The 22,404-nt window shown below is 72.5% G+C and carries 21 protein-coding genes; 14 read left to right on the top strand and 7 right to left on the bottom strand.

Annotated elements, in window-relative coordinates:
* Positions 1–38: 38 nt before the first annotated feature.
* Positions 39–704, bottom strand: coding sequence for a bifunctional DNA primase/polymerase (locus AB0D93_RS07450; RefSeq protein WP_362114458.1), 666 nt, complete (start codon positions 702–704; stop codon positions 39–41).
* 266 nt (positions 705–970) lie between these two features.
* Here AB0D93_RS07450 and AB0D93_RS07445 point away from each other — a divergent pair, with 266 nt between their 5' ends.
* Together AB0D93_RS07445 and AB0D93_RS07440 are read left to right on the top strand one after the other, a co-directional pair.
* A complete protein-coding gene (locus AB0D93_RS07445; protein ID WP_362114455.1) occupies positions 971–2,356 on the top strand; it encodes a transcriptional regulator in 1,386 nt (461 codons plus the stop codon).
* 146 nt (positions 2,357–2,502) lie between these two features.
* The gene (locus tag AB0D93_RS07440) at positions 2,503–4,074 is read left to right on the top strand and encodes a hypothetical protein (protein WP_362114452.1); all 1,572 of its coding nucleotides are present in this window, start codon (positions 2,503–2,505) and stop codon (positions 4,072–4,074) included.
* An 18-nt stretch (positions 4,075–4,092) separates the two neighbouring features.
* Here AB0D93_RS07440 and AB0D93_RS07435 read toward each other — a convergent pair whose 3' ends face one another.
* A complete protein-coding gene (locus AB0D93_RS07435) occupies positions 4,093–5,415 on the bottom strand; it encodes an ABC transporter substrate-binding protein (protein WP_362115101.1) in 1,323 nt (440 codons plus the stop codon).
* Positions 5,416–5,532: 117 nt separating this feature from the next.
* Between AB0D93_RS07435 and AB0D93_RS07430 the strand changes: the two genes are divergently transcribed.
* Both AB0D93_RS07430 and purU read left to right on the top strand, forming a co-directional pair.
* On the top strand, positions 5,533–6,033 hold the full coding sequence (locus tag AB0D93_RS07430) for a hypothetical protein (protein ID WP_362114449.1): 501 nt from the start codon (positions 5,533–5,535) through the stop codon (positions 6,031–6,033).
* A gap of 58 nt (positions 6,034–6,091) precedes the next feature.
* On the top strand, positions 6,092–6,973 hold the full coding sequence (gene purU, locus AB0D93_RS07425) for a formyltetrahydrofolate deformylase (RefSeq protein WP_362114446.1): 882 nt from the start codon (positions 6,092–6,094) through the stop codon (positions 6,971–6,973).
* Between the two features lie 150 nt (positions 6,974–7,123).
* Here the strand turns inward: purU and AB0D93_RS07420 are convergent, their stop codons facing one another.
* Entirely contained in the window at positions 7,124–8,494 is a 1,371-nt protein-coding gene (locus AB0D93_RS07420; RefSeq protein WP_362114443.1) for a zf-HC2 domain-containing protein, read from the bottom strand.
* On the bottom strand, positions 8,491–9,060 hold the full coding sequence (locus AB0D93_RS07415; RefSeq protein ID WP_362114440.1) for a sigma-70 family RNA polymerase sigma factor: 570 nt from the start codon (positions 9,058–9,060) through the stop codon (positions 8,491–8,493). Before AB0D93_RS07415 ends, AB0D93_RS07420 begins: the two co-directional genes overlap by 4 nt.
* A gap of 336 nt (positions 9,061–9,396) precedes the next feature.
* Here AB0D93_RS07415 and AB0D93_RS07410 point away from each other — a divergent pair, with 336 nt between their 5' ends.
* The 3 genes from AB0D93_RS07410 to AB0D93_RS07400 all read left to right on the top strand — a co-directional run bounded on the left by AB0D93_RS07410 (position 9,397) and on the right by AB0D93_RS07400 (position 10,967).
* The gene (locus AB0D93_RS07410; protein ID WP_362114437.1) at positions 9,397–9,777 is read left to right on the top strand and encodes an STAS domain-containing protein; all 381 of its coding nucleotides are present in this window, start codon (positions 9,397–9,399) and stop codon (positions 9,775–9,777) included.
* A 167-nt stretch (positions 9,778–9,944) separates the two neighbouring features.
* On the top strand, positions 9,945–10,457 hold the full coding sequence (locus tag AB0D93_RS07405) for an EF-hand domain-containing protein (RefSeq protein WP_362114434.1): 513 nt from the start codon (positions 9,945–9,947) through the stop codon (positions 10,455–10,457).
* 33 nt (positions 10,458–10,490) lie between these two features.
* Positions 10,491–10,967, top strand: a complete 477-nt coding sequence (locus tag AB0D93_RS07400; RefSeq protein WP_362114431.1) for a hypothetical protein — start codon at positions 10,491–10,493, stop codon at positions 10,965–10,967.
* Between the two features lie 14 nt (positions 10,968–10,981).
* Here AB0D93_RS07400 and AB0D93_RS07395 read toward each other — a convergent pair whose 3' ends face one another.
* Positions 10,982–12,487: an AMP-binding protein gene (locus AB0D93_RS07395; RefSeq protein ID WP_362114428.1), complete on the bottom strand. Its 1,506-nt coding sequence runs from the start codon at positions 12,485–12,487 to the stop codon at positions 10,982–10,984.
* Positions 12,488–12,606: 119 nt separating this feature from the next.
* On the opposite strand from AB0D93_RS07395, the gene AB0D93_RS07390 reads away from it, so the two are divergent.
* The 4 genes from AB0D93_RS07390 (at position 12,607) to AB0D93_RS07375 (ending at position 16,910) form a co-directional block, all read left to right on the top strand.
* The gene (locus AB0D93_RS07390; RefSeq protein WP_362114425.1) at positions 12,607–13,800 is read left to right on the top strand and encodes an amidohydrolase family protein; all 1,194 of its coding nucleotides are present in this window, start codon (positions 12,607–12,609) and stop codon (positions 13,798–13,800) included.
* Positions 13,800–14,933, top strand: a complete 1,134-nt coding sequence (locus tag AB0D93_RS07385) for an acyl-CoA dehydrogenase (protein ID WP_362114422.1) — start codon at positions 13,800–13,802, stop codon at positions 14,931–14,933. Before AB0D93_RS07390 ends, AB0D93_RS07385 begins: the two co-directional genes overlap by 1 nt.
* A gap of 65 nt (positions 14,934–14,998) precedes the next feature.
* Positions 14,999–15,865, top strand: coding sequence for an acyl-CoA dehydrogenase family protein (locus tag AB0D93_RS07380; RefSeq protein WP_362114419.1), 867 nt, complete (start codon positions 14,999–15,001; stop codon positions 15,863–15,865).
* Between the two features lie 553 nt (positions 15,866–16,418).
* Positions 16,419–16,910, top strand: coding sequence for an ATP-binding protein (locus AB0D93_RS07375; protein WP_362115098.1), 492 nt, complete (start codon positions 16,419–16,421; stop codon positions 16,908–16,910).
* Positions 16,911–17,163: 253 nt separating this feature from the next.
* Here AB0D93_RS07375 and AB0D93_RS07370 read toward each other — a convergent pair whose 3' ends face one another.
* Entirely contained in the window at positions 17,164–18,090 is a 927-nt protein-coding gene (locus tag AB0D93_RS07370; protein ID WP_362114416.1) for a cyclase family protein, read from the bottom strand.
* A gap of 86 nt (positions 18,091–18,176) precedes the next feature.
* On the opposite strand from AB0D93_RS07370, the gene AB0D93_RS07365 reads away from it, so the two are divergent.
* The 3 genes from AB0D93_RS07365 to AB0D93_RS07355 all read left to right on the top strand — a co-directional run bounded on the left by AB0D93_RS07365 (position 18,177) and on the right by AB0D93_RS07355 (position 21,367).
* Entirely contained in the window at positions 18,177–19,088 is a 912-nt protein-coding gene (locus AB0D93_RS07365; RefSeq protein ID WP_362114413.1) for an SDR family NAD(P)-dependent oxidoreductase, read from the top strand.
* An 81-nt stretch (positions 19,089–19,169) separates the two neighbouring features.
* A complete protein-coding gene (locus AB0D93_RS07360) occupies positions 19,170–20,318 on the top strand; it encodes an acyl-CoA dehydrogenase family protein (RefSeq protein WP_362114410.1) in 1,149 nt (382 codons plus the stop codon).
* Positions 20,318–21,367 (top strand): Zn-dependent alcohol dehydrogenase, encoded by a 1,050-nt coding sequence (locus tag AB0D93_RS07355; RefSeq protein ID WP_362114407.1) that lies wholly within the window; start codon positions 20,318–20,320, stop codon positions 21,365–21,367. Before AB0D93_RS07360 ends, AB0D93_RS07355 begins: the two co-directional genes overlap by 1 nt.
* On the opposite strand, the gene AB0D93_RS07350 is transcribed toward AB0D93_RS07355, so the two are convergent.
* Positions 21,357–22,352 carry a helix-turn-helix domain-containing protein gene (locus AB0D93_RS07350; RefSeq protein ID WP_362114404.1) on the bottom strand — a complete coding sequence of 332 codons (996 nt, stop codon included), beginning with the start codon at positions 22,350–22,352 and terminating at the stop codon, positions 21,357–21,359. The genes AB0D93_RS07355 and AB0D93_RS07350 overlap by 11 nt on opposite strands.
* Positions 22,353–22,404: the final 52 nt, after the last annotated feature.

The raw sequence follows: 22,404 nt of genomic DNA, 5'->3' as shown, positions 1-22,404 counted from the left end.
CGTCCCGCAGGGGTACGGCGGAACCGGGCGAGCAACCGCTACCGGTCCCGCCCACAGGCGTACGCGAGCGGCGAGAGCAACTCCTCCGCATCCGGCAACCACCGGTTCGCCGGGGTGGGCCGGCACGCCCACTGGACAGCACCACGAGATCCGAAACGCGTGGGAGGAGCGGCCACGTACGTCCCCTCGCCCAGCGCCACGAGGTCCAGCGACGAAGGCGACCACCCCAGCTTCCGCACCAGGTCCGGCACCTTCGCCGCGCCACCCGGCAGCACGAAGAACTGCATCCGCCGGTCGGGAGCGAGCGTGACCGGCCCCAGGGTCAGCTCCATCCGCTCCATCCGGGCGAGAGCCAGGAACCCGGCGCTCTCCGGGACGGACAACGCGTCGAACGTCCGCCCCGTCGGCAGCAGGATCGACGCCGTCGGCCGCTTCTGCCACATCCGGCGTGCCACGGTCGCGCTGCCGGTCGCCTGCGTCGCCCAGTCGGGGCGCGCGGGGTGCGCACCCGGCGCAGGGCAGGAGGCGTCACCGCACGAGCAGCGCTGCATTCCGTCGACCGCTTCCAGCCAGGTGCCCGGGAACACGTCCCAGTGCCGTTCCTCGGCGTAGCGTACGGCGGTCTCCAGCAGCGATTCCCCGCGTTGCTGCGGAATCTGACCGGCCATCTGAGTTTTTTCGGCGCCCGCGATCGTCTCTTCCACGCCCCTCTCAACTCCCGCACCCACCTGGAGTTACGGCTGTAGCGCGCGCGGGGGTGGGGCATCGATTCCGCAGGCGGGGCGCATGGGTGCACAGGCAGGGGCGCGCGGGAGGAAGCGGGGCGTGAGGTGGGTAGCCAGGGGTGGGGTTGGCATGCGCCTTTACCCCGGCAAACTGCACATGTCGCGCATTGACGGTATGTCAGCTGGGCAGTGATCTTCCTGACCTGGTCGTCTGTTCCAGGGGATCGCAACGCAGGGGGTAGCACATGGCCGCAAGGCCTCTCGTGGCGAGGCAGCCGAACGAACGGCTGCAGGCACTCATCCAGGAAGCGGGGTGCTCGAACGCCGGGCTGGCCCGGCGGGTCAACATGTGCGGCGCCGAGCACGGGCTCGACCTGCGCTACGACAAGACGTCCGTGGCCCGCTGGCTGCGCGGACAGCAACCACGGGGCCGCGCCCCGGCGATCATCGCGGAGGCGCTCGGACGCAAGCTCGGCCGTACGGTCACGATCGACGAGATCGGCATGGCCAACGGCAAGAACCTCGCCTCGGGAGTGGGTCTCCAGTTCTCGCCGACGGTACTGGGGGCCATCGAGCAGGTCTGCGAGCTGTGGCGCAGCGACGTGGGCCGGCGGGACTTCCTGTCGGGCTCCTCCGTCGCCGCCTCCGCGCTGGTCGAGCCCAGCCGCGACTGGCTGATCTCGGCGCCGGACGCCCAGGTGGCCCGGCAGGCCGGCCCACGCGTGGGGCAGGCCGACGTGGCGGCCGTACGGTCCATGACGCAAGCGCTGACCGAGCTGGACCACCAGTACGGCAGCGGGCATGTGCGCCCGGTGGTCGTGCACTACCTCAACAGCGTGGTCTCCGGGCTCCTCGCGGGCTCGTACCGGGAGACGGTCGGGCGCGAACTGTTCGCCTCCGTCGCGCGGTTGACCGAACTCGCCGGGTACATGGCCGTGGACACCGGGCAACCGGGGCTGGCCCAGCGGTACTACATCCAGTCGCTGCGGCTCGCGCAGGCCGCCGGGGACCGCGGGTACGGCGGTTACGTCCTGGCCGCGTCCATGAGTCACCTCGCCGCACAGCTCGGAAACCCGCGCGAGATCGCCCAGTTGGCGCGGGCGGCGCAGGAGGGGGCGCGCGGGCAGGTGACCCCCCGCGTGGAGGCGATGTTCCACGCCGCCGAGGCGCGCGGGCACGCCCTGCTCGGCGACGTACGCGCGGCTCAGGCGTCCACCGGGCGGGCGGTGACGGCGATGGAGCAGGCGGACGACTCCCGCGGCGACGACCCGGTGTGGATCCGGCACTTCGACGAGGCGTATCTGGCCGACGAGTTGGCACACTGCGCCCGTGACCTCGGACAACCCGAGCAGTCCGCCCGGTACGCCGAGCAGTCGCTGGCCGGGCACCCCGAGACGCGGGCCCGCCGGCGCGCCATCGGTTATGTGCTGCTCGCCACGGCCCAGGTGCAGCAGCGGGAGGTCGAACAGGCCTGCAGCACCGGCCTGAAGGCGGTGGAGCTGCTGGAGACGCTCCGCTCCAACCGGGGCGCCGAGTACCTGGAGGACCTGCAGCAGCGCCTCGAACCGTTCCGGGAGGAGGCGGTGGTACGGGAGTTCGGGGCACGCCTCGATCTCCAGCAGGCCGCGTGAGGATGCCATACAACAGCGTGTCGCGGGACGGTTTTGTTACTGCTGTCACAGGGAAGAAGATCGCGTCCTGAGCTGCGTGGCACCCGGCTCGGGGGACCCGGTAGCGTGAGCCCGATTCACAAGGTCCCCCATTAGTAGGAGTCCCGGTGACGCAGAGTGGACAGGGCGAGGAGCCCTCGGCGCGGCCCGCGCGCGAAGGCATCGTGCTGCCCTCCGACGGAGGCGAGCCCGTGCTGCCGGGCATGACCGGCGCGCCCGCCCCCGCCGCCCCGGCCGGCGGGCAGGCCTGGGGCGGCTCGTGGGGGCCCGAGCAGCCGCCGGCCCAGCCGGACCAGGGCTGGCCCCCGGCCGCCGCACAGCAGTGGCACAGCCCGGGCGCCCCGGACCAGCCGTCCCCCGCCGCGAACCCCGGCCCGCTGCCGCCGGAGGGGGCCCCGGCACCGGCGTACGGCCGGCCGCCCTCCTACGGCGGACCCGGCGCGCAGGGCGACGGCTACGGCGCGGGCCCGCAGCCCGGCTACGGCGCGGCACCCGAGCCGTACCACCAGCAGCAGTACCCGCAGCCGCCGGCTGCCGGTGCCCCGCTGCCCGCCGCGGCCGGCCATCCCGCCCCGTACATACCGCCGGCCCCGGCCGACGAGGGCGCGACGCAGTACATCCCGCCGGTGCACACGGCCCCCGCCGACGGCGCCACCCAGTACATCCCGCCGGTCCCGGCCGCCCCCGCCGACGAGGGCGCGACGCAGTACATCCCGCCGGTGGCTCCCGGCGCGCTGCCGCCCGAGTCCAGCGGCGAGGAGACCCGCTACCTCGGCCAGGCTCCCCGGCAGCAGGCGGCGCCCGTGCCGTCCGACGCCGAGGCGACGCAGTACATCCCGCCGTACGCCGCGCAGGCGCAGGGCGGGGACCGGCAGCCGCCGGCCGAGTTCGACAACCTTTTCCGCGGCGGCCCGGCGGGCGGTGACGGCCCGGCCGGCGCCACCCAGCAGCTGCCGCGGATGCAGCAGCCGGACGCCTACCCCGGCCCGGCGCAGCCGTCCTACGGGGCGCCGCAGCCGCGGTACGCCCCCGAGCAGGACGACGACCGGCCCCGCACCCGCTCCCGGGTGCCGCTGATCGCCGCCATCGGTGTCGGCATCGTCGTCATCGGTGTGGGCGCCGGCGCGCTCCTCAGCGGTGGGGGAGGCACGGACAAGGGCGCCGACGGCAAGACGGTCGCGGCCACGTCCGCCGCCCCGGGCTCCTCCGCGCCGGCCGCCGACCCGGCCCGGCAGCAGGCGGTGGAGCTGGACAGGCTGCTCGCCGACAGCGGCAGCAGCCGTGCCTCGGTGATCAACGCGGTGGCCGACGTCAAGCGGTGCGACAACCTCGACGGGGCCGCCTCCGACCTGCGCGCCGCGGCCAAGCAGCGCGGCGACCTGGTCACCCGGCTCGGCCAGCTGTCCGTCGACAAGCTGGCGAACAGCGGCGACCTCACCGCCGCGCTGACCCAGGCCTGGCAGGCGTCCGCCGCGGCGGACAACCACTACGCGGCCTGGGCCGGCCAGGCCAAGAACCGCAAGGTCTGCCGCAAGGGCCACGCCCGCACCACGGGCGAGACCGCGGCCGGCAACCGGGCGAGCGGCACCGCCAGCGCGCAGAAGGCGAAGGCGGCCGCGCTGTGGAACGCGATCGCGCGGAAGTACGGCCTGACCCAGCGCCAGCCCACCCAGCTGTGAGGGACGCGCCGGCGGGCGTCACTGCACGTCGGCGTTCTCCAGCGTCCGCGTCATGTCGGCGGTCCCGTCGAGGCCGCCGATGCCCTTGCGGGCCGCGACCAGTCTGCCGTCCTGCACCACCTGGAGGGTGACGTCGGCGTTGACCATCCGCGGGAAGCCGACCGAGGCGAGCTTGCCCGAGTAGGTCCAGTGCAGGGTCGGGGTGAGGCCGCCGGTGGAGACCCGCAGGCCGCCGTCGAGGGTGCGGCGCACGGTGTCGGCGGTCACCTCGCCGCCGCCGATCCTCTCCAGGACGGCCTTCAGCACGGTGTAGGCGATCCAGGTGGTCTGCACTCCGGCGTCCGCGGGGTCGATGCGGTTGTCGCCGAACGCCTCCTCGTTGATCACCTTCTTCATCGGGTCCCAGCGCCCGTCGGAGGCCGGCGGGTACCAGCCGGTGATGTACGCGCCCTCGTAGGGGCCGGACGCCCCGCCCGTGGCGTTGATCACGGTCTGGTCGACGCTGCCGAGCACGGTCCCGAGCCGTACCGCGGGGAAGTTCGCCCGGGCCCGCCGGAAGGAGTCCATGAAGGTGTCCGTGCGGTCCCCGAGCGCGGGCACCACGCAGCCCTTCTTCAGGGCGTTCCCGGTGGCGTAGCGCAGCGCCTTGTCCGCCTGGTCGCCGTACTCGGTGGAGTCCTCCTCCGCGAGCTGGTCGCCCGCCTTCTCGTGCCCGCCCGTCTGCAGACCGGAGTCGAGCAGGACGGGCAGCTCGTCGCCGGCGATGGTGTCGGGGCGGACCAGGGCGATGTTGCCGCAGGTGGTGAGCGCCTTGCCGAGGCCGGCCAGCAGGGCGGGCTGGCCGCCGTTGACCGGGTACGACATCTGGCCGGTGAACTCGTCGTTGGTGACGCCGTAGCCGCCTATGTAGGGGATGCCGGCGCCTTCCAGCGGAGCGGAGTAGGAGTCGGTGAACTGGCTGTAGGAGCCGACGACCGCGACCACGTTCTCGTCGGCCGCGTACCGGGCGCACTTGGCGGCGCCCACGCTGTCGTTGTGGTCGTTGCAGGTCAGGACCTGGAGCCTGCGTCCGTTGATGCCGCCGTGCGCGTTGACCCACTTGGCATAGGCGAGGGCCATGGCGGGCATGCCGGGCTTGTTGGTGGCGTCGGTGTCCTGCGGGGCCCAGGTCATGACCTTGATCGGGCCATCCCCGGAGCCCCCCGTGGCACCGGGGATGGCCCCGCATCCGGCGGTGAGCGACGCACAGAGGGCCACGGCGCCCGCGGCCAGGGCGGTGGCTCTGCCGGGGCGTAGGGAAGAGTGGAGGAAGGTACTAACGCTGCGTCGCCTGCCGGTCATGTACAAGCACGATTCCCTCACACGACTAACCGTCGAGTGACCCTGGGTCAACGAAGGGTGACGCGGAGGTGAATTACAGGGGCCGGTGAGGCTGGTGTGACGGGGAACGTACGATCGATGACCGTGCAAGGTTCGGAGAACTCTTCCCGTCGCGGCCGTCGCTCCTCCACCATGGGCGGCATGCCTCTAAGCGACATGCCGTGGTGGCGCTGGCGCAGCAATGTGCGCTCGGCGCTGCACATGCTCTCCGACCCGGTGTTCCAGCGGGACGTCTGGCTGGCCGGCGTGGAAGGGTACGGCGACGTCACCGACGCCGTCTACCGGCTGGTGGAGGACACCTGGCTGGACAACTGGTCCGCGGAGAAGTACGTCGGCACGATCTTCCGGGACTCCCAGGAGGCGGCGCTGGTCGACACCGCCGTACTGCGGGTGCTGCGGATCATGCACCAGGTCGGCCCGGACGCGCCGGTCGCCGCGTATCTCGACCACCAGGGGTGGCCGGACGCGGTGCGGGCGGCGCGGGACGCGCACGTACGCCTCGCGGTGAGCGACGGTGACGAGCCCGACACACCCCCGCGGAGCCTGGAAGTGCTGCGGATCATGACGAGGACCGCGTAGCCGTCCGCCCTGCGGGACGTCCGCCCACCGCGGGTGGCGGTGTGGGAACCTGTAGTGCATGAACGAGCAGTCCGCGCCCGCCGCCGCATCGTCCGACCAGTACGTCCTCACGCTCTCCTGCCCCGACAAGCAGGGCATCGTGCACGCCGTGTCGAGCTATCTCTTCATGACCGGCTGCAACATCGAGGACAGTCAGCAGTTCGGCGACCACGACACGGGTCTGTTCTTCATGCGCGTCCACTTCTCGGCGGAGGCGCCGGTGACGGTGGAGAAACTGCGGGCGAGCTTCGCGGCGATCGGTGACACCTTCCACATGGACTGGCAGATCAACCGGGCCGAGGAGAGGATGCGGATCCTGCTGATGGTCAGCAAGTTCGGGCACTGCCTGAACGACCTGCTGTTCCGGGCCCGGATCGACGCACTGCCGGTGGAGATCGTCGGTGTGGTCTCGAACCACACCGAGTTCGAGGAGCTCGTGGGCTCCTACAACGTTCCCTTCCACCACATCCCGGTGACGAAGGACACCAAGGCGGACGCCGAGGCCAAGCTGCTGGAGATCGTGCGCGAGAAGGGCGTCGAGCTGGTCGTCCTCGCCCGCTACATGCAGGTCCTCTCGGACGACCTGTGCAAGCAGCTCAGCGGCCGGATCATCAACATCCACCACTCCTTCCTGCCGAGCTTCAAGGGCGCGAAGCCGTATCACCAGGCGCACGCGAGGGGCGTCAAGCTCATCGGGGCGACCGCGCACTACGTGACCGCCGATCTGGACGAGGGGCCGATCATCGAGCAGGAGGTCGAGCGGGTCGGGCATGACGTCACCCCGGACCAGCTGGTCGCGATCGGACGTGACGTGGAGTGCCAGGCGCTGGCGCGGGCGGTGAAGTGGCACGCGGAGCGGAGGATCCTCCTCAACGGCCGCCGCACGGTGGTTTTCGCCTAGTCGGCCTGGCCGCCTGGCTGGCCTGGTCGGCCTGTCCGCCTGGCAGCTCGGGGTGTTCGGCCGTCGGGCGGCTGCGGCCGCGGCTGCGTCGTGGCTTGTCGCGCAGTTCCCCGCACCCTCGCAGCCGCCCGACGAAGCCGCGACCCACCCCTACATCCGGCTCAACCCCGCCGTGGCGAGCAGCACATGGCGGATCGCCTCCCGGTCGCCGACCTGTCCCACCGCCACCTCCTCCGGCGGCAGCCGGCCCGCGGCCAGGCGGCAGAACTCCACGCCGTCCAGCGCCACATGGGCCACCTCGAGATCCGCGGAGCCCACCGCCGCCGGCGAGTCCAGCGGGATCAGCCACTCGCCGCCCGCCGCGCCCTCGATCTCCAGCCGCAGGCTGCGGCCGGGCTCGCCGGCCAGGCCGAGGTGGCGGCCGTGCGGCGGTGACGTCAGCCCGGTCCGCCGGCGCCTGGCCAGCGCGGCGGGAAGCATGCGGGCCGCGAGGTCGATCATCTTGTTCAGGTGGCGCGGCGCGGGCGGCGGGTACGGATAGTCCACCGCGTCCGCGATGTCCTCGGCGTGCACCCAGCATTCGAAGGCGCGGTCCAGCATCGCGTCGTGCAGGGGCAGTTCGAAGTCGTCGTACGACACCCCGAGTCCGCCCGCGTGACCGCCGGTGAAGGACACCGTCCGCACCAGGCTGTGGCTCTGCTCCCGCCAGGGCCCCCGCACCGAGCGGGTCGGCGGGAAGTGGGAGGTCTGCCAGAACGCCTCGGTGCGCCCGGCCGGGCCCACCGCGTGCTGCTCCGCCACCCCGGCGATCTCGGTCAGCGGGTCGTCCAGGCCGAGCGCGACCGCGACCAGCCCGTCCACGGACAGCAGGTGGGCGATCACCCCGGCCACGGTCGTACGACGGCTGCGCGGCGCGTCGGCCTCGAACCACCGCAGCCGCACCGGCGCATGCCACTCCGAGTCCCCGAAGTCCTGCAGCAGGGCGTCCAGGCGCGCGGTCTCGGCGTCGTACGCCGCCGCCCACCCGGGCACCGGGATGTGGGGAGGCCGGCGCTCCAGGCAGCTCTCCAGGACGCGGGTGCGCAGCCCCGGGTCCAGGTCCAGGGTCTCCGGCTGGTGCAGCAGTCCGACCGCCTCGCGCAGCCGGCGGGCCTCGTCGGCGCAGCTTCCGCACGAGCCCAGGTGGTCCTCGACGGCCGCCGTCTCCGCCGCCGAGCAGGCGGCCAGCGCCCAGGCGCCGAGGAGCGATTTCAGGACGTCGTGCGGCAGGTCGAGCGGGGCCGGCGTGAGGTCTCCCAGCTCGGCGAGGCCGGGCAGCGCAAGCCCGCCGTCCTCGACGGAGGCGCGGGGTGTGGGTATGCGCGGCGGCCGGTCCGACCCGGGCCCGTCGGCCCCGGCGGGTCCCCGCCCCGAGCCGCCGCCGACGCCCCCGTGGCCCTCGCGGCCCCCGTCCGCCCGGTCCACGCGGCCCTCTTCTCCCTCGTGCTCGTCGGGTGCCCCCGGCCCTTCCGCTCCGCTCACACCGCACCTCCGTGTCCCGGCGGTGTCGCGGCGTCGTGGGCGGTGGAGAGCAGTTGCAGGCCGAGGCGCAGCCGGCGGCGGGCCTCTTCCTCGGTGACGCCGAGGTCGACGGCGGTCTGCCGGTAGTCGCGGCGCTGGAAGTAGGCCAGGTCGAGGGCGGCGCGCAGCGGGGCGGGCATGGAGTGGACGATGTAGTCGGCGCGGGCGGCGACCGAGGCGCGGCGCACCTTGCGCTCCAGTTCCGCCACGGAGCCGCCGCCCCGCGGCAGCGCGGCGGTCTCGCTGGCACGCAGCCGGTCCACGGCGAGCCGGTGGGTCACCCCGGCGACCCAGGTGCGCAGGGGGCCCTTCTTCGGGTCGTAGGTCTCGGGGTGTTCCCAGAGGTGGGCGAAGACCTCGCGGGTGAGGGTGTCGGCGGCCTTCTCGTCGCCGAGGACGCGGTGGGCGAGGCCGTGCACCAGCGAGGCGAAGCGGTCGTACAGCTCGCCCAGGGCCGCCGCCTCTCCGCGGGCGAGCCGCTGCTGCATCTTGCGGTCCCAGCGGGGCGGTGCGTCCTTCCTGGCCATGCGGTCCCCTCCCCTCACCCGTGTCCGGCCCGTCCAGCCTGTCTGTACCGTCTTCCCGAATGTAGTCGGCACCTCTGACGGCGCACGCCCCTTTGTGTCAATGTGCGCCCCTGGAAGCGCCGCAGGTGATAGTGCCCTCTTCACATAACCTTCACACAGGTCGCGTACGTCTCTGATCGAACAGGATCGATAGTGACCGAAACAACCCCCTTGTCGATCACGTCTAGTTTGTTGCCCGACGTTTCAGGGAACGGCCGGTGGGCAGCCGCGCGGAAGCAAACGTAGGAACTGCTTCCGTTTCCGGGCGGTTCCGGGAGTTCCGGCGAACGGAGGGGCATGGCCGTGGCATTCGATGTGACCGGCGTCAAGCGGGGCGATTGGGCCGTGCTCCGGGTGTCCGGGGAACTCGACCTGATGACGTCGCCGATATTGCGCCACCATGTGCACGACGTCGTCGCCGAGGGGCACCACAGTCTCGTCGTGGACCTCTCCGACGTGTTCTTCTGCGACTCCAGCGGGGTCGGCGTCCTCGTCGCCGCCCGCCGGCTGATCCGCTCCTGCCAGGGCCGGCTCCGGCTCATCCTGCCCGACCGGGGAGCCGACGACGGCTCGCACGTCAACCGGGTCCTCGGCGCGCTCGGCGTACGCCGTCTCTTCGACGTGCGCCCCGACGTCGAGACCGCGACGACCGACGAGGCGGACCCCCTCTCGGCCTGACCGCTCCGCCCGCGCCTTCGCGACATGGCCACATTGTTGTCGCAGAATTCCCCCGGTCTTGGCACAAACGCCGGATTTCCGTCATCCGGCGGCCCCTCGCGTCATACGCTCCCTGCCAGGTCAGTCACGCTCCCGTACGACGCACAGGTAAGGCGGCACGAACAGACATGGTCAGCACCGAGTACGAGCGCAGGATCGCGGCCCGGTTCGCGGACTTCGACCAGGACGGCAACGGCTGGATCGACCGCGAGGACTTCAGTGCGGCGGCCAAGGCCCTCCTCGCCGAGTTCACCGTGACCGCCCGCTCCGACAAGGGGCAGGCGCTGTACGCCGGCGCGGAGGCGTTCTGGCAGGGCATGGCCGGGATCGCCGACCGGGACGGCGACCAGCGCATCACCCGCGAGGAGTTCGTCACCGGCGCGGTCAAGCGCCTGCGCGACAACCCCGAGCGCTTCGCCGAGATCGCCCGCCCCTTCCTGCACGCGGCCCTCGCGGTGGCGGACCCGGACGCCGACGGCCGCATCACGGTCGCCGACACCGCACGCGTCCTGCGCGTCCTGCACGTCCCGGCCGGCGTCGCCGACGCCACGGCCGCGGCCCTCGACACCGACGCCGACGGCGTCATCACCGAATCGGACGTCATCCCGGCCTTCGCCCGGTACTTCACGGTCACCGAGTAACGCGCCCACCGCCCGGCCGTTACCGTCACGGTCATGATCAGTCAGATAGTGACGCTGGTCGGCGTCCTCGTCGGCGCCCTGACCTCGTATCTGTCCGTCACCCTGGCAGAGCGCGCCAAGCACAGGCGCACCCTGGCAACTCGCTGGGACCAGCGGAAACTCGACACGTACATCGAGTACGCCGTGTGCGTGAAGGAGGTGGCCGACGCCGCGAAACGCGCCTGGCAGTCGGAGGAAGGCTCGGAGCTCCACAGGGAGTTCGTGGCCGCGATGGAAGAGGGCGAGCGCAGGCGCTCGGCTCTCTTCGAATCGCTGCTGCTGCTGGCGGATCCGCGAGCCGTCGAGGCGGCCCATGACGTCAACGTGGCCCTGTGGGAGATCCTGGGCAAGGCACGCGCGCACGCACCTTCCGTCACGACTCCCCGGCTCTCCGACCTGCTGAACCGGTACCACGAGCGCGCCCGAGAAGACCTGGGCATCGGCAAGGACGCCTGGCAGACGGTCGTCTGAAACCGTGCACGGCGTCACGGACGGCCGGCGAACCGCTCCCGCAGCTTGTACTTCAGCACCTTGCGCAGCGTGTCGTTGCGGGGCAGCGCCTCCACCACCTCCAGCCGCTCCGGCAGCTTGTGGACGGACAGGCCCGCCGAGCGCAGGTACGTGAGGACTTCCGGCAGGGTCAACCGCGCCGCCCCCGGGGGCGGTTCGACGACCGCGCAGACCAGCTCCCCCCGTTCGGCGTCCGGCAGGCCGATCACCGCCACGTCCGCCACCGACGGGTGCGCGGCGAGCAGGTCCTCGATCTCCTTCGCCGAGATGTTCTCGCCCTTGCGGATGATCACGTCCTTCAGACGGCCCGTGAGGACCAGGTGGCCGGAGTCCGTGACGCGGCCCAGGTCGCCGGTGCGCAGGAAGCCGTCGGGGTCGAAGGCGGCGGCCGTCTGGGCCGGGTCCAGATAGCCCTGGCACACGGCCTCGCCGCGCAGCCGTATCTCCCCGTCCACGATCCGGATCTCCATGCCGGCCGGCGGGCGGCCCTCGGTCGTGGCCAGGTTCTCCGGGGTGTCCCGCGGATCGCCCATGGTGATCATCGGGACCTCGGTCATGCCGTAGCCGTGGGTGAGCTGGACGCCCATCTCGCGGACCACCGAGTGGTAGACCTCGGGGGGCTTGGGCGCGCCACCGCCCGCGAGCAGGCGCAGGGACGGGATCACCCTGCCGCCCGGCGTCCTGCGCTGCTCGGCCAGGAAGAGGGAGTAGAAGGCCGTGGAACCGCCGGCCACCGTCACCCGGTGCCGCCGGTACTCCGCCAGCGCCTCCGGCAGCGCGAAGTGCTCGAACATCACCGCCGGGAAGCCGTACAGCAGGAGCATCACCATGTAGTCGGGGCCGCCTATGTGGGCGTACGGGAAGGCGATCGAGCCGACGTCGTGCGGGGTCAGGCGCAGGGCGTGGGCGAGGCAGGCGCCGCCGGCGATCAGGGAGCGGTCGGTGTGCAGTACGCCCTTGGGGTCGGAGGTGGTGCCCGAGGTCCAGTAGATCCAGCGGACCGAGGTGCCCTCGGCGGGCGGGGCGGGGAGCGTCGACGGGTCGCCCTCGGGGAGGGCGTCGTACGCCTCGAAGACGCCCTTCGCGCCGAGCCGCCGCGCCATCTCCGTGTGGTCGTGGCCCCGCCACACGCCCGGTACGGCGAAGAACTCCGCCTTCGACTCGCGCAGGGCGAAGCCGACCTCACGGTCCCGGTAGAAGGGGATGACCGGGGACTGTACGGCGCCGAGGCGGGCCAGCGCGAAGGACAGCAGGGCGGTCTCGATCCGGGTGGGCAGCTGCCAGGCGACCACGGTGCCGGGACGCACGCCCAGGTCGTACAGGCCGGCCGCCACCCGCTCGGCACGTGCGTGCAGTTCGCCGAAGGTGAGCGTGCGGTCCCCCTGGAGCAGGACCGGGCGGCCGGGGGTGAGGGCCGCGCGGCGGGCGACCAGGTCCCACAGCGTGCGGGCGGTGCCGAGGGAGTGCGGGGTCTCGTTCACGGGTGCCCCCTGACCGGCTTGGCTGACGAACCGTCAGGTGCCATGCTATCTGACGGACCATCAGATGAGCACCGTCCGGACGAGCACTGTCCCGGTGGAGGGGAACGCGGAGGGGAACCATGACCGAACTGCCCCGCATCATCAGCGTCGACGACCATGTGATCGAGCCCGCCCACCTCTTCGAGACCTGGCTGCCCGCCAGGTACCGGGACCGGGGGCCCAAGCCGCTGACCGCCGGGATCGGGGAACTCGCCTACGTCGGCGGCAAGTACCAGATCACCATGGACCCGGCGGGCCAGCCCACCGACTGGTGGATCTACGAGGACCTGAAGTTCCCGTACAAGCGCAACATCGCCGCCGTCGGCTTCGACCGCGACGAGATGACGCTGGAGGGGATCACCAGGGAGCAGATGCGCCCGGGGTGCTGGGACCCCGCCGAGCGCCTGAAGGACATGGACCTCAACCACGTCGAGGCGAGCCTCTGCTTCCCGACCTTCCCCCGCTTCTGCGGGCAGACCTTCGCCGAGGCACACGACAAGGAGGTCGCCCTCGCCTGCGTGCGCGCCTACAACGACTGGATGGTGGAGGAGTGGTGCGGCGACAGCGGCGGCCGGCTCATCCCGCTGTGCCTGATCCCGCTGTGGGACGTGGAGCTGGCCGTCGCTGAGATCCGCCGCAACGCCGCGCGCGGGGTGCGGGCGGTGACGTTCTCCGAGATCCCCACCCACCTGGGCCTGCCGTCCATCCACTCCGGCTACTGGGACCCGTTCTTCGCCGTCTGCCAGGAGACGGGCACGGTCGTCAACATGCACATCGGCAGCAGCTCGCAGATGCCGGCCGCCTCCCCGGACGCCCCGCCCGCCGTCCAGGCCTCGCTCAGCTTCAACAACGCGATGGCCTCGATGATGGACTACCTCTTCAGCGGCGTCCTGGTGAAGTTCCCGCGGCTGACCCTCGCCTACTCCGAAGGCCAGATGGGCTGGGTGCCGTACGCCCTGGAACGCGCCGACGACGTCTGGGAGGAGCACCGTGCCTGGGGCGGGGTGCGGGACCTGGTCCCCGACCCGCCGTCCACGTACTACTACCGGCAGATCTTCTGCTGCTTCTTCCGGGACAAGCACGGCGTCGCCTCGATCGACGTCGTCGGCCGCGACAACGCCACCTTCGAGACCGACTACCCGCACGTGGACTCGACCTTCCCGCACACCAAGGAGGTCGCCCTCGACCATGTGAAGGGCCTGGACGACGAGACCGTCCACAAGCTGATGCGGGGCAACGCCATCCGCATGCTCGGCCTGGACCTGGACCGCTAGTGGACCTGTCGTACACGCCGCAGGAGGAGGAGTTCCGGGCCCGGCTGCGGGAGTGGCTCGCCAAGGTGCTGCCCACGCTGCCGCCGAAGCCGTCCCCCGGCGACTGGCCCGCGCGCAGGGCGTACGACCTCGGCTGGCAGCGGACGCTGTACGACGCCGGGTACGCCGACGTCCACTGGGACGCCTCGCCGACGACCCGGCTGATCTTCCTGGAGGAGACCGAGCGCGCGGGGGCGCCCTATGTGGGGGCGAACTTCGTGGGTCTGCTGCATGCCGGCCCGACCGTCGCGGCCGAGGGCACCGCGGAACAGCGGGCGCGCTGGCTGCCGCCTATCCTGCGCGGGGAGGAGGTGTGGTGCCAGGGGTTCAGCGAGCCGGGCGCGGGATCGGATCTGGCGGCGCTGCGCACGCGCGCGTGGCGCGACGGCGACGACTACGTGGTGAGCGGGTCCAAGATCTGGACCTCGCACGCGGAGGTCGCCGACTGGTGCGAACTGCTGGTCCGCACCGACCCGCACGCGCCGAGGCACCGGGGCATCACCTGGCTCGCGATGCCCATGGACGCCGACGGCATCACGGTCCGGCCGCTGCGCACGCTCGCCGGGTCGGCGGAGTTCGCCGAGGTGTTCCTCGACGAGGTGCGGGTGCCCGTCGCGGGACGGGTCGGGGCGGAGAACGACGGCTGGCGCGTGACCATGGTGACCCTGTCCTTCGAACGCGGCACGGCGTTCGTCGGCGAGGTCGTCGCCTGCCGCCGGGTGCTGGCCGAACTGGCCCGCACGGCACGGGAGAACGGCCGCTGGGACGATCCGGTCCTACGGCGCCGGCTGGGCCGCCTGGAGGCGGAGTTCCGGGCGCTGTGGCGGCTGACCCAGTGGAACGTGAGCGAGGCGGAGGCGAGCGGCGGGGTGCCGGGCACCGGCGGCTCGGTCTTCAAGCTCCGCTACTCGCACGCCCGTCAGGAGCTGTACGACGCCGCGGCCGACGTGCTCGGCCCGTCCGCCCTCGACCTGGACCGCCCCTGGGTCCTGGACCGCCTGTCCTCCCTGTCGTACACGATCGCCGCCGGCACCTCCCAGATCCAGCGGAACATCGTGTCCGAACGAATCCTGGGCCTGCCGAAGGGGGGATGAGCGCGTGGTGCGCGGGTGTGGTGGGGCGAGGGTGTGCTGCCGGTGCGGCCGAGGAGGGGCTGAGCGTGCGGTTTCAACTGAGTGACGACCAGCGGGCGTTGAAGGGCGGCGTCCGGGAGCTGCTGGAGCGGCGGTTCGGGCGGGAGGCGTTGCGGGCGGCCGTCGACGCGCCGGGGCGGCTGGACCGGGCGCTGTGGCGGGCGCTCGGGGAGGCCGGGTTCTTCGCCCTGCGGCTGCCGGAGGCGGACGGCGGTGTCGGACTCGGACTGCCGGAGGCGGTGCTGGCCTTCGAGGAGGCCGGGCGGGCCCTGCTGCCCGGCCCGCTCGTCGCCACCCACCTGGCGGCCGGGGCCGTGCCGGGGGCGGCCACCGGCGAGACGGTGGTGACGGCCGTGGACGGAGAGCTGGTGGAGTGGCTGGACGCGGCGGACGTGGTGCGCGGCGGTACTTCGGGAGCCGCACCCCTGCGCTCGCTGGACCCGCTCACCCCCCTGCACCGCGTGCCCGGCCCCGCCCCCACGGACCCCGTGGCCAGTCTCCTCACCGCCGCCGAACAGCTCGGCACCGCCGTGCGCGTGCAGGAGCTAGCCGTGCAACACGCCCGGACCCGTGAGCAGTTCGGGCGGCCCATCGGGGCCTTCCAGGCCGTCAAGCACCTGTGCGCGGACCTGCTGGTGCGGGCCGAGACCGCGCGCGTCGCCGTCTACGCGGCAGCCCTCACCGGTGACCCGGCCGACATCGCCGCCGCCCGGCTGCTCGCCGACGAGGCCGCCGTACGCGGGGCCCGTGACTGTCTCCAGGTGCACGGCGGCATGGGCTTCACCTGGGAGTCGGACGTGCACCTGCATCTGAAGCGGGCCTGGGTGCGGGCCCGTCGTGGCGGCGGGAACACGGAGAGTGAGGAGCTGCTCGCCGCGGGACTGGCGGTCTGAGGGGCCATCGGCGCCCTGGACTGCGTCGGCGGAAAAGCATTGGCCCACGATGTTGCGGATCGTGGCACGACGCTGTCACGGAGCGTCGATACCCGGTTGTGTCCTTCGTGGGACTCGTCACGGCCCGGAGTCGGGTGTCTCCTCCGGTACCTTGTGTGGGATGCGAGTGGCTGCGAGCACGGGCCGGGCCGGCGAAGCCCCTGGGGTGGTGCCGGGTCGCGCGGTGCGCAGCGCTGCTCGCAGGGCGGTAAAGGCTTTGGCCGTTGCCTGTTCGACTCCCCGGCATGAGCGTCGCACAGTATGCCTCACCGGTACTCCTTCGCGCTGGAATATGCCCGAAGCGCTTGTTGGGGTGACTGTACGTCAACCATGCTGTCTCCAAAGGGAATCACGTTCCGTGACCCTTGCTCTGGCCGTTGTTCTGGCCATGCAGAAAATGGCTACGATCGTGGCCCTCGTGAACGTCGGCGCGGCCTTGACCGCCGTGGCGGCCGGGTGGCGTGGGGTCATGTGTCCGCCGGTTCGGATGGTGTGAGCGGTGCAGGTGCTTCAAGTGCAGCTGGAGATCCGGCCCGATCCCACGGAGGTGGGGCGGGCGAGGCGGTGGGCCCGCTCGCGGCTCGCCGGACTCGGGATAGCGGCCGACGAGCCGCTCGCCGAGACCCTGATCCTGCTCGTCTCCGAGCTGGTGACCAACGCGGTGGTGCACACCGGCCACGCGGCCGTGCTGCGGCTGTCCCTGCCGGGTGCGGCCACCGGCGCGGCCGAGGCGGCCGGGACGCCCGCGGCGGCCACGGTGCGCGTCGAGGTGGCCGACAGCAGCTCCCGCGCCCCCGTGCCGCGTTGCGCCGGCGGTGACGCCACCGGCGGCCGCGGCCTAGCACTCGTGGACTGCCTGGCCGATCGCTGGGGCTGGAGCCCGGAAGGCGCCGGCAAGAGCATCTGGTGCGAACTGGACCGCTGTTCGCAGCCCGGGGAGAGCGCGGCGGTGGCGTACGGGTGCGGTCTGTCCGCGTACGAGGGTCTCGCCTTCGAGGTCGTGTAGCACCCGGCGCGGTGGTGCGCCGGGAGTGCATCCGTGCGCGGGTGCCGCGAACAGGGCGTACGTAACAAATCCCCGTACCGGCGTTGACGACCCGTGACCTCCTGAACACGCTTGTGGGCGACGATTCGCCGCGAGGGGACGGCGAGGGCCCGGGTGACGGCGGCCCTCGCCGAGTGTGGGTCGCACCGGTGGGCGGCGCGTGCGCGTGACGCTGGGGGGAGGCGCGCCGCCGGCCGGTCCAGTACGGGCGTTCTCAGAGGACGGCCACGGGGGCCACGGGTGTCCCCGTCGCGCCGACGAACGGCTCGGGCATCGCCGAGAGCAGGAACGCGTACCGCCCCTCTTCTCCACAGGCTGTGGACAACTCTTCGAGATTCCAGTTCTGGCCCTGCAGCATCCCCATCTCCACCAGATCGAGGGCGTGCACGGGCAGCCAGAGATTCTCCAACTCGGGCGGAAATATCTCAAAGGTGAGCGTGTCGTTCGCGACCGCCGCCACGTCGCGCGCGTGGAACCACTCCGGCGTGCGCAGGGACAGCCCCGGCGAGGGATAGCCGTACGCGTGCTTGTCCCCGGCCAGATACACCTGCACCTGCCCGGTCCGCACCAGCACGACGTCGCCGGCCCGGACCCGGACCCCGCCGAACTCCTCGGCCCGCTCCAGGTCCTCCGGCGTCACCGCGTGGCCACCCTCCAGCCGGTCCACGCCGCGCGCGCGTGCCACGTCCAGCAGCACCCCGCGCGAGACGACGTGCCGCGCCTTGTCGATCCCGCCGAACTCGGCACCGCCGTGCGCGGTGACCGTGTGCGCCGGGCGTCCGTTGTAGAGCTTCCCGGAGTGCGAGACATGGGTGAGCGCGTCCCAGTGCGTGCCCGCCTGCAGGCCCATGGTCACCGCGTCGTCGCTGCACGCCACCGTGCCCGGCCCGAACAGCTCCTGGTTGATCTGCACCATCGCGTGCAGCGGGTTGACCCGTCCGGGGATCATCCCGGTCTGCACCCCGTCCTGCCGGAGGGGGAGGGCGAGCGGGACGCGGCGGCCGGTACGGACCTCGGCGGCGGCCTCGCGCACGACGGCGTCCGTGATCAGGTTCAGGGTGCCGGTCTCGTCGTCCGCGCCCCAACGCCCCCAGTTGTTCACGCGTTTGGCGATCTCGTGGAACTCCTCCGGCAGTGTCATCCGGTGCCTCCCCGGGGCTTGTGTCCGCGCGTCCGGCGCGCCATAGAATCTAACGGACCGTCAGAAACCGCGGGAAGGGGCCGGACGTGGGGAACTTCTTGGCAGGCAAGGCCGTCGCCGTCACGGGCGCCGGACGCGGTATCGGCCGGGCGGTCGCGCGGGCGGCCGCCGCCGAGGGCGCGAAGGTCGTCGTCAACGACTACGGCGTCGCCGTGGACGGCGCCTCGCCCACGAGCGAGGTCGCCGAGGCGGTGGTCAAGGAGATCGAGGCGGCGGGCGGGGAGGCGGTCGCGGTCGCGGACGACATCTCGACGATGGCGGGCGGGCAGCGGGTCGTCGACGCGGCGCTGTCGGCGTACGGCCGGCTCGACGGAGTCGTGTGCGTGGCCGGGATCCTGCGCGAACGCATGCTGTTCAACATGACCGAGGAGGAGTGGGACCCGGTGATCGCCACCCACCTCAAGGGCACCTTCACCGTCTTCCGGGCGGCGTCCGCGGTGATGCGGCGGCAGCGCGCCGGCACCCTGATCGGCTTCACCAGCGGCAACCACCAGGGATCGGTGTCCCAGGCCAACTACAGCGCGGCGAAGGGCGGGATCATCTCGCTCGTCCGCAGCGCGGCGCTCGGGCTGCACAAGTACGGGGTGACCGCCAACGCGGTGGCGCCGGTGGCTCGTACGCGCATGTCGGCGAACGTTCCCATGGAGCTGGCCGAGATGGGCGAGCCGGAGGACGTGGCCGCGCTGGTGGTGTACCTGCTGTCCGACGCGGCTGCCGCCCAGGGCGTCACCGGGCAGGTGTACACCGTCGCCGGGCCGAAGATCGCGGTCTGGGCACAGCCGCGGGAACTCCGTTCGGTCCACGGGGAGGGGGCCTGGACGCCGGAGCGGATCGCCGCGCTGCTGCCGGGGTCGGTGGGGGTGGATCCGATGCCGATGCTGTCCCGGCTCCCGGCGATGGAAGAGGCGGCGCGGAGTGGGTCGCGGCCGAACACCTGAGAGCTCGGGGTGCGTTGTGGTCTTGCGACCGGATGCAGCCCCGCGCCCCCTTCGGGGCGCGTCGACCTGAGGCGGTCTTCAATGGATTTCGGGTTCAGTCACGAGGACGAAGAGTTCCGCACCGAGGCCCGCGCCTGGCTGGCCGCCCACGCCGACCCGGCGACGGACAGGCGCACGTGGGAACGCACCCTCGGCGCGGCCGGCTGGATCGGGCTCGGCTGGGCCGAGTCCCGGTACGGCAACCGGGCCGCCACCCTCACCCAGCAGGTCGTCTGGGCCGAGGAGTACGCCCGCTCGAAGGCACCGCCGCGCTCCGGGCACATCGGGGAGAACCTGCTCGCCCCCACCCTCGTCGTCCACGGCAGCGAGGAGCAGAAGTCCCGTTTCCTGCCCCCCGTCGCGGCCGGCGAGGAGCTGTGGTGCCAGGGCTACAGCGAGCCCGGCGCCGGGTCGGACCTGGCGGGCGTGCGGACGGCGGCCGTGCGGGACCGGGACGGCTACCGGATCAGCGGGCAGAAGACCTGGACCTCTCTCGCGCACGAGGCCGACTGGTGCTTCGTACTGGCCCGCACCGACCCGGACTCCCGGCGTCACCACGGGCTGAGCCTCCTGCTCGTCCCCATGGACCAGCCCGGCCGCATCGAGGTACGCCCCATCCGGCAGATGACCGGCACCAGCGAATTCAACGAGGTCTTCTTCGACGGCGCGCACGCGCGCGTGGAGCACGTCGTCGGAGGTGAAGGGCAGGGGTGGCCGGTGGCGATGAGCCTGCTCGGGTTCGAACGCGGCGTGTCGACGCTGGCCCAGCAGATCGGGTTCGCCGAGGAGCTGGCCGGCGTCGTGCGGGCCGCCGCGGAGACGGGCGCCGTACGGGACCCCGTCGTACGCGAGCGGCTCGTACGGCAGTGGGCCGAGCTGCGGACCATGCGCCGGCACGCCCTGCGCACCCTCGGCGGCTCCGGGGGCCCCGGCGCGCCCAGCGTGGCCAAGCTGCTGTGGGCCGGCTGGCACCAGCGACTCGGCGAGCTGGCGATGCAGGTCAGGGGTGCGGCGGCCACCGTCGGCCCCACGGACTGGTCTCCCGCGGCACCGTACGGGCTCGACGCGGACCAGCACCTGTTCCTCTTCTCCCGGGCCGACACCATCTACGGCGGCTCGGACCAGGTCCAGCGCACGATCATCGCCGAGCGCGTGCTCGGCCTGCCCAGAGAGCCCAAGGGGGCCGTGTGATGCGTGGTGTGGTGTTCGACGGCGAGCGGGTCGAGGTCGTGGACGATCTGGTGGTGCGCGACCCGGGGCCCGGTGAGGTGCTGGTCGCGATCGCGGCGGCGGGGCTGTGCCACAGCGACCTGTCCGTCGTGGACGGCACCATCCCCTTCCCGGTGCCGGTGGTGCTGGGGCACGAGGGAGCCGGGGTGGTGGAGGCGGTCGGCGCGGGCGTCACCCATGTCGCCCCCGGCGACCACGTGGCGCTGTCCACGCTCGCCAACTGCGGCACCTGCGCGGAGTGCGACCGGGGCCGGCCGACCATGTGCCGGCAGGCCATCGGGCGCCCGGGGAGGCCGTTCACCCGGGGCACGGGGCCGGTCCACCAGTTCGCCTCCAACTCGGCCTTCGCGGAACGCACGGTCGTGAAGGCCGTGCAGGCGGTGCCGGTCCCCAAGGACATCCCGCTGGAGTCCGCCGCGTTGATCGGGTGCGGGGTGCTCACGGGTGTGGGGGCCGTGCTGAACCGGGCCCGGGTGGACCGCGGGGACAGCGTCGTCGTCATCGGGACCGGCGGGATCGGGCTGAACGTGCTGCAGGGCGCGCGGCTCGCGGGCGCGCTCAGGATCGTCGCCGTGGACGCCAACCCGGCCAAGGAGGAGGTGGCCCGGCAGTTCGGTGCCACCGACTTCCTGACCTCGGCCAAGGGGGTGAAGGACATCCTGCCCACGGGCGCCGACCACGCCTTCGAGTGCGTCGGCCGGGTGGAGCTGATCCGGCAGGCGATCGACCTCCTCGACCGGCGCGGCCAGGCCGTCCTCCTCGGCGTCCCCCCGGCCACGGCCGAGGCGTCCTTCCTGGTCTCCTCCCTCTACCTGGACAAGTCCGTCCTGGGCTGCCGCTACGGCTCCTCGCGCCCCCAGCGGGACATCGCCCTGTACGCCGAGCTGTACCGCCAGGGCCGCCTGCTGCTGGACGAGTTGGTGACGGCCGTCCATCCGGTGGAGGACTTCGACAAGGCCCGCGCGGACGCGGAGGCGGGACGGGTGGCGCGGGCGGTGCTCACGTTCTGACGCCGGCCCGGAACGTCCTTCGATAGGCGGTCGGCGTCACCCCGAGCGCCTGCTGGAGATGCTGGCGCATCGACTGGGCCGTGCCGAAGCCGGCCTCGCGGGCCACCTGGTCGATGGTCAGGTCGGTGGTCTCCAGCAGATGGCGGGCCCGTTCGACGCGCTGCTGGGTGAGCCACTGGCCGGGGCTGACGCCGACCTCCTCGCGGAACCTCCGGGTGAAGGTGCGCACCGACATGGCCTCCTGCTCGGCCATGTCGCGCAGCTGGATCGGCTCGTGGAGCCGGCCCAGGGCCCAGGCGCGGGCGCCGGTCGTCGTGGCCAGCTGCGGGTCCGGGACCGGGCGCTGGATGTACTGCGCCTGGCCGCCGGCGCGGTGCGGCGGTACGACCGTGCGCCGGGCGACGTCGTTGGCGACGGCCGTACCGAAGTCACGGCGCACCATGTGCAGGCACAGGTCGATCCCGGCGGCCACCCCGGCCGAGGTCAGCACGTCGCCGTCGTCGATGAACAGCACGTCCGCGTCCACCTCGACCTGCGGGAACAGCCGCTGGAAACGCTCGGCGTCGGCCCAGTGCGTGGTCGCCGGGCGGCCGTCGAGATATCCGGCGGCGGCGAGGACGTAGCCGCCGGTGCAGATGGAGGCGAGCCGGGTGCCGGGGCGGATGAGGGCGAGGGCGGCGGCCAGTTCACCGGTGAGCCGGCCCTCCTCGAAGACCGGGCCGAGTTCGTACGACGCCGGGACGATCACCGTGTCGGCCCCGGCCAGCGCCTCCGGGCCGTTGGGTACGTGCACGGCGAAGTCGGCGTCCGTCTCGACCGGGCCCGGCGGCCGCACGGAGCAGGTCACGACCTCGTAGAGGTTCCGGCCCCGCTCGTCCTTCGGGCGGCCGAAGATGCGGTGCGGGATGCCGAGCTCGAAGGGGAGCAGGCCGTCGAGGGCGAGGACGACGACCCGGTGCGGACGGAACTCCTCGGAACCACTCATGGCCCGATCCTAGCGAATGCTGTCCCCCGGGCCACTCGATGCGTGGGAAAGA

The organism is Streptomyces sp. NPDC048191, assembly GCF_040652655.1.
Lineage (GTDB): Bacteria > Actinomycetota > Actinomycetes > Streptomycetales > Streptomycetaceae > Streptomyces.
Note: the sequence above shows the minus strand (reverse complement) of the source record. Positions and strands in the feature narration are given on the sequence as shown.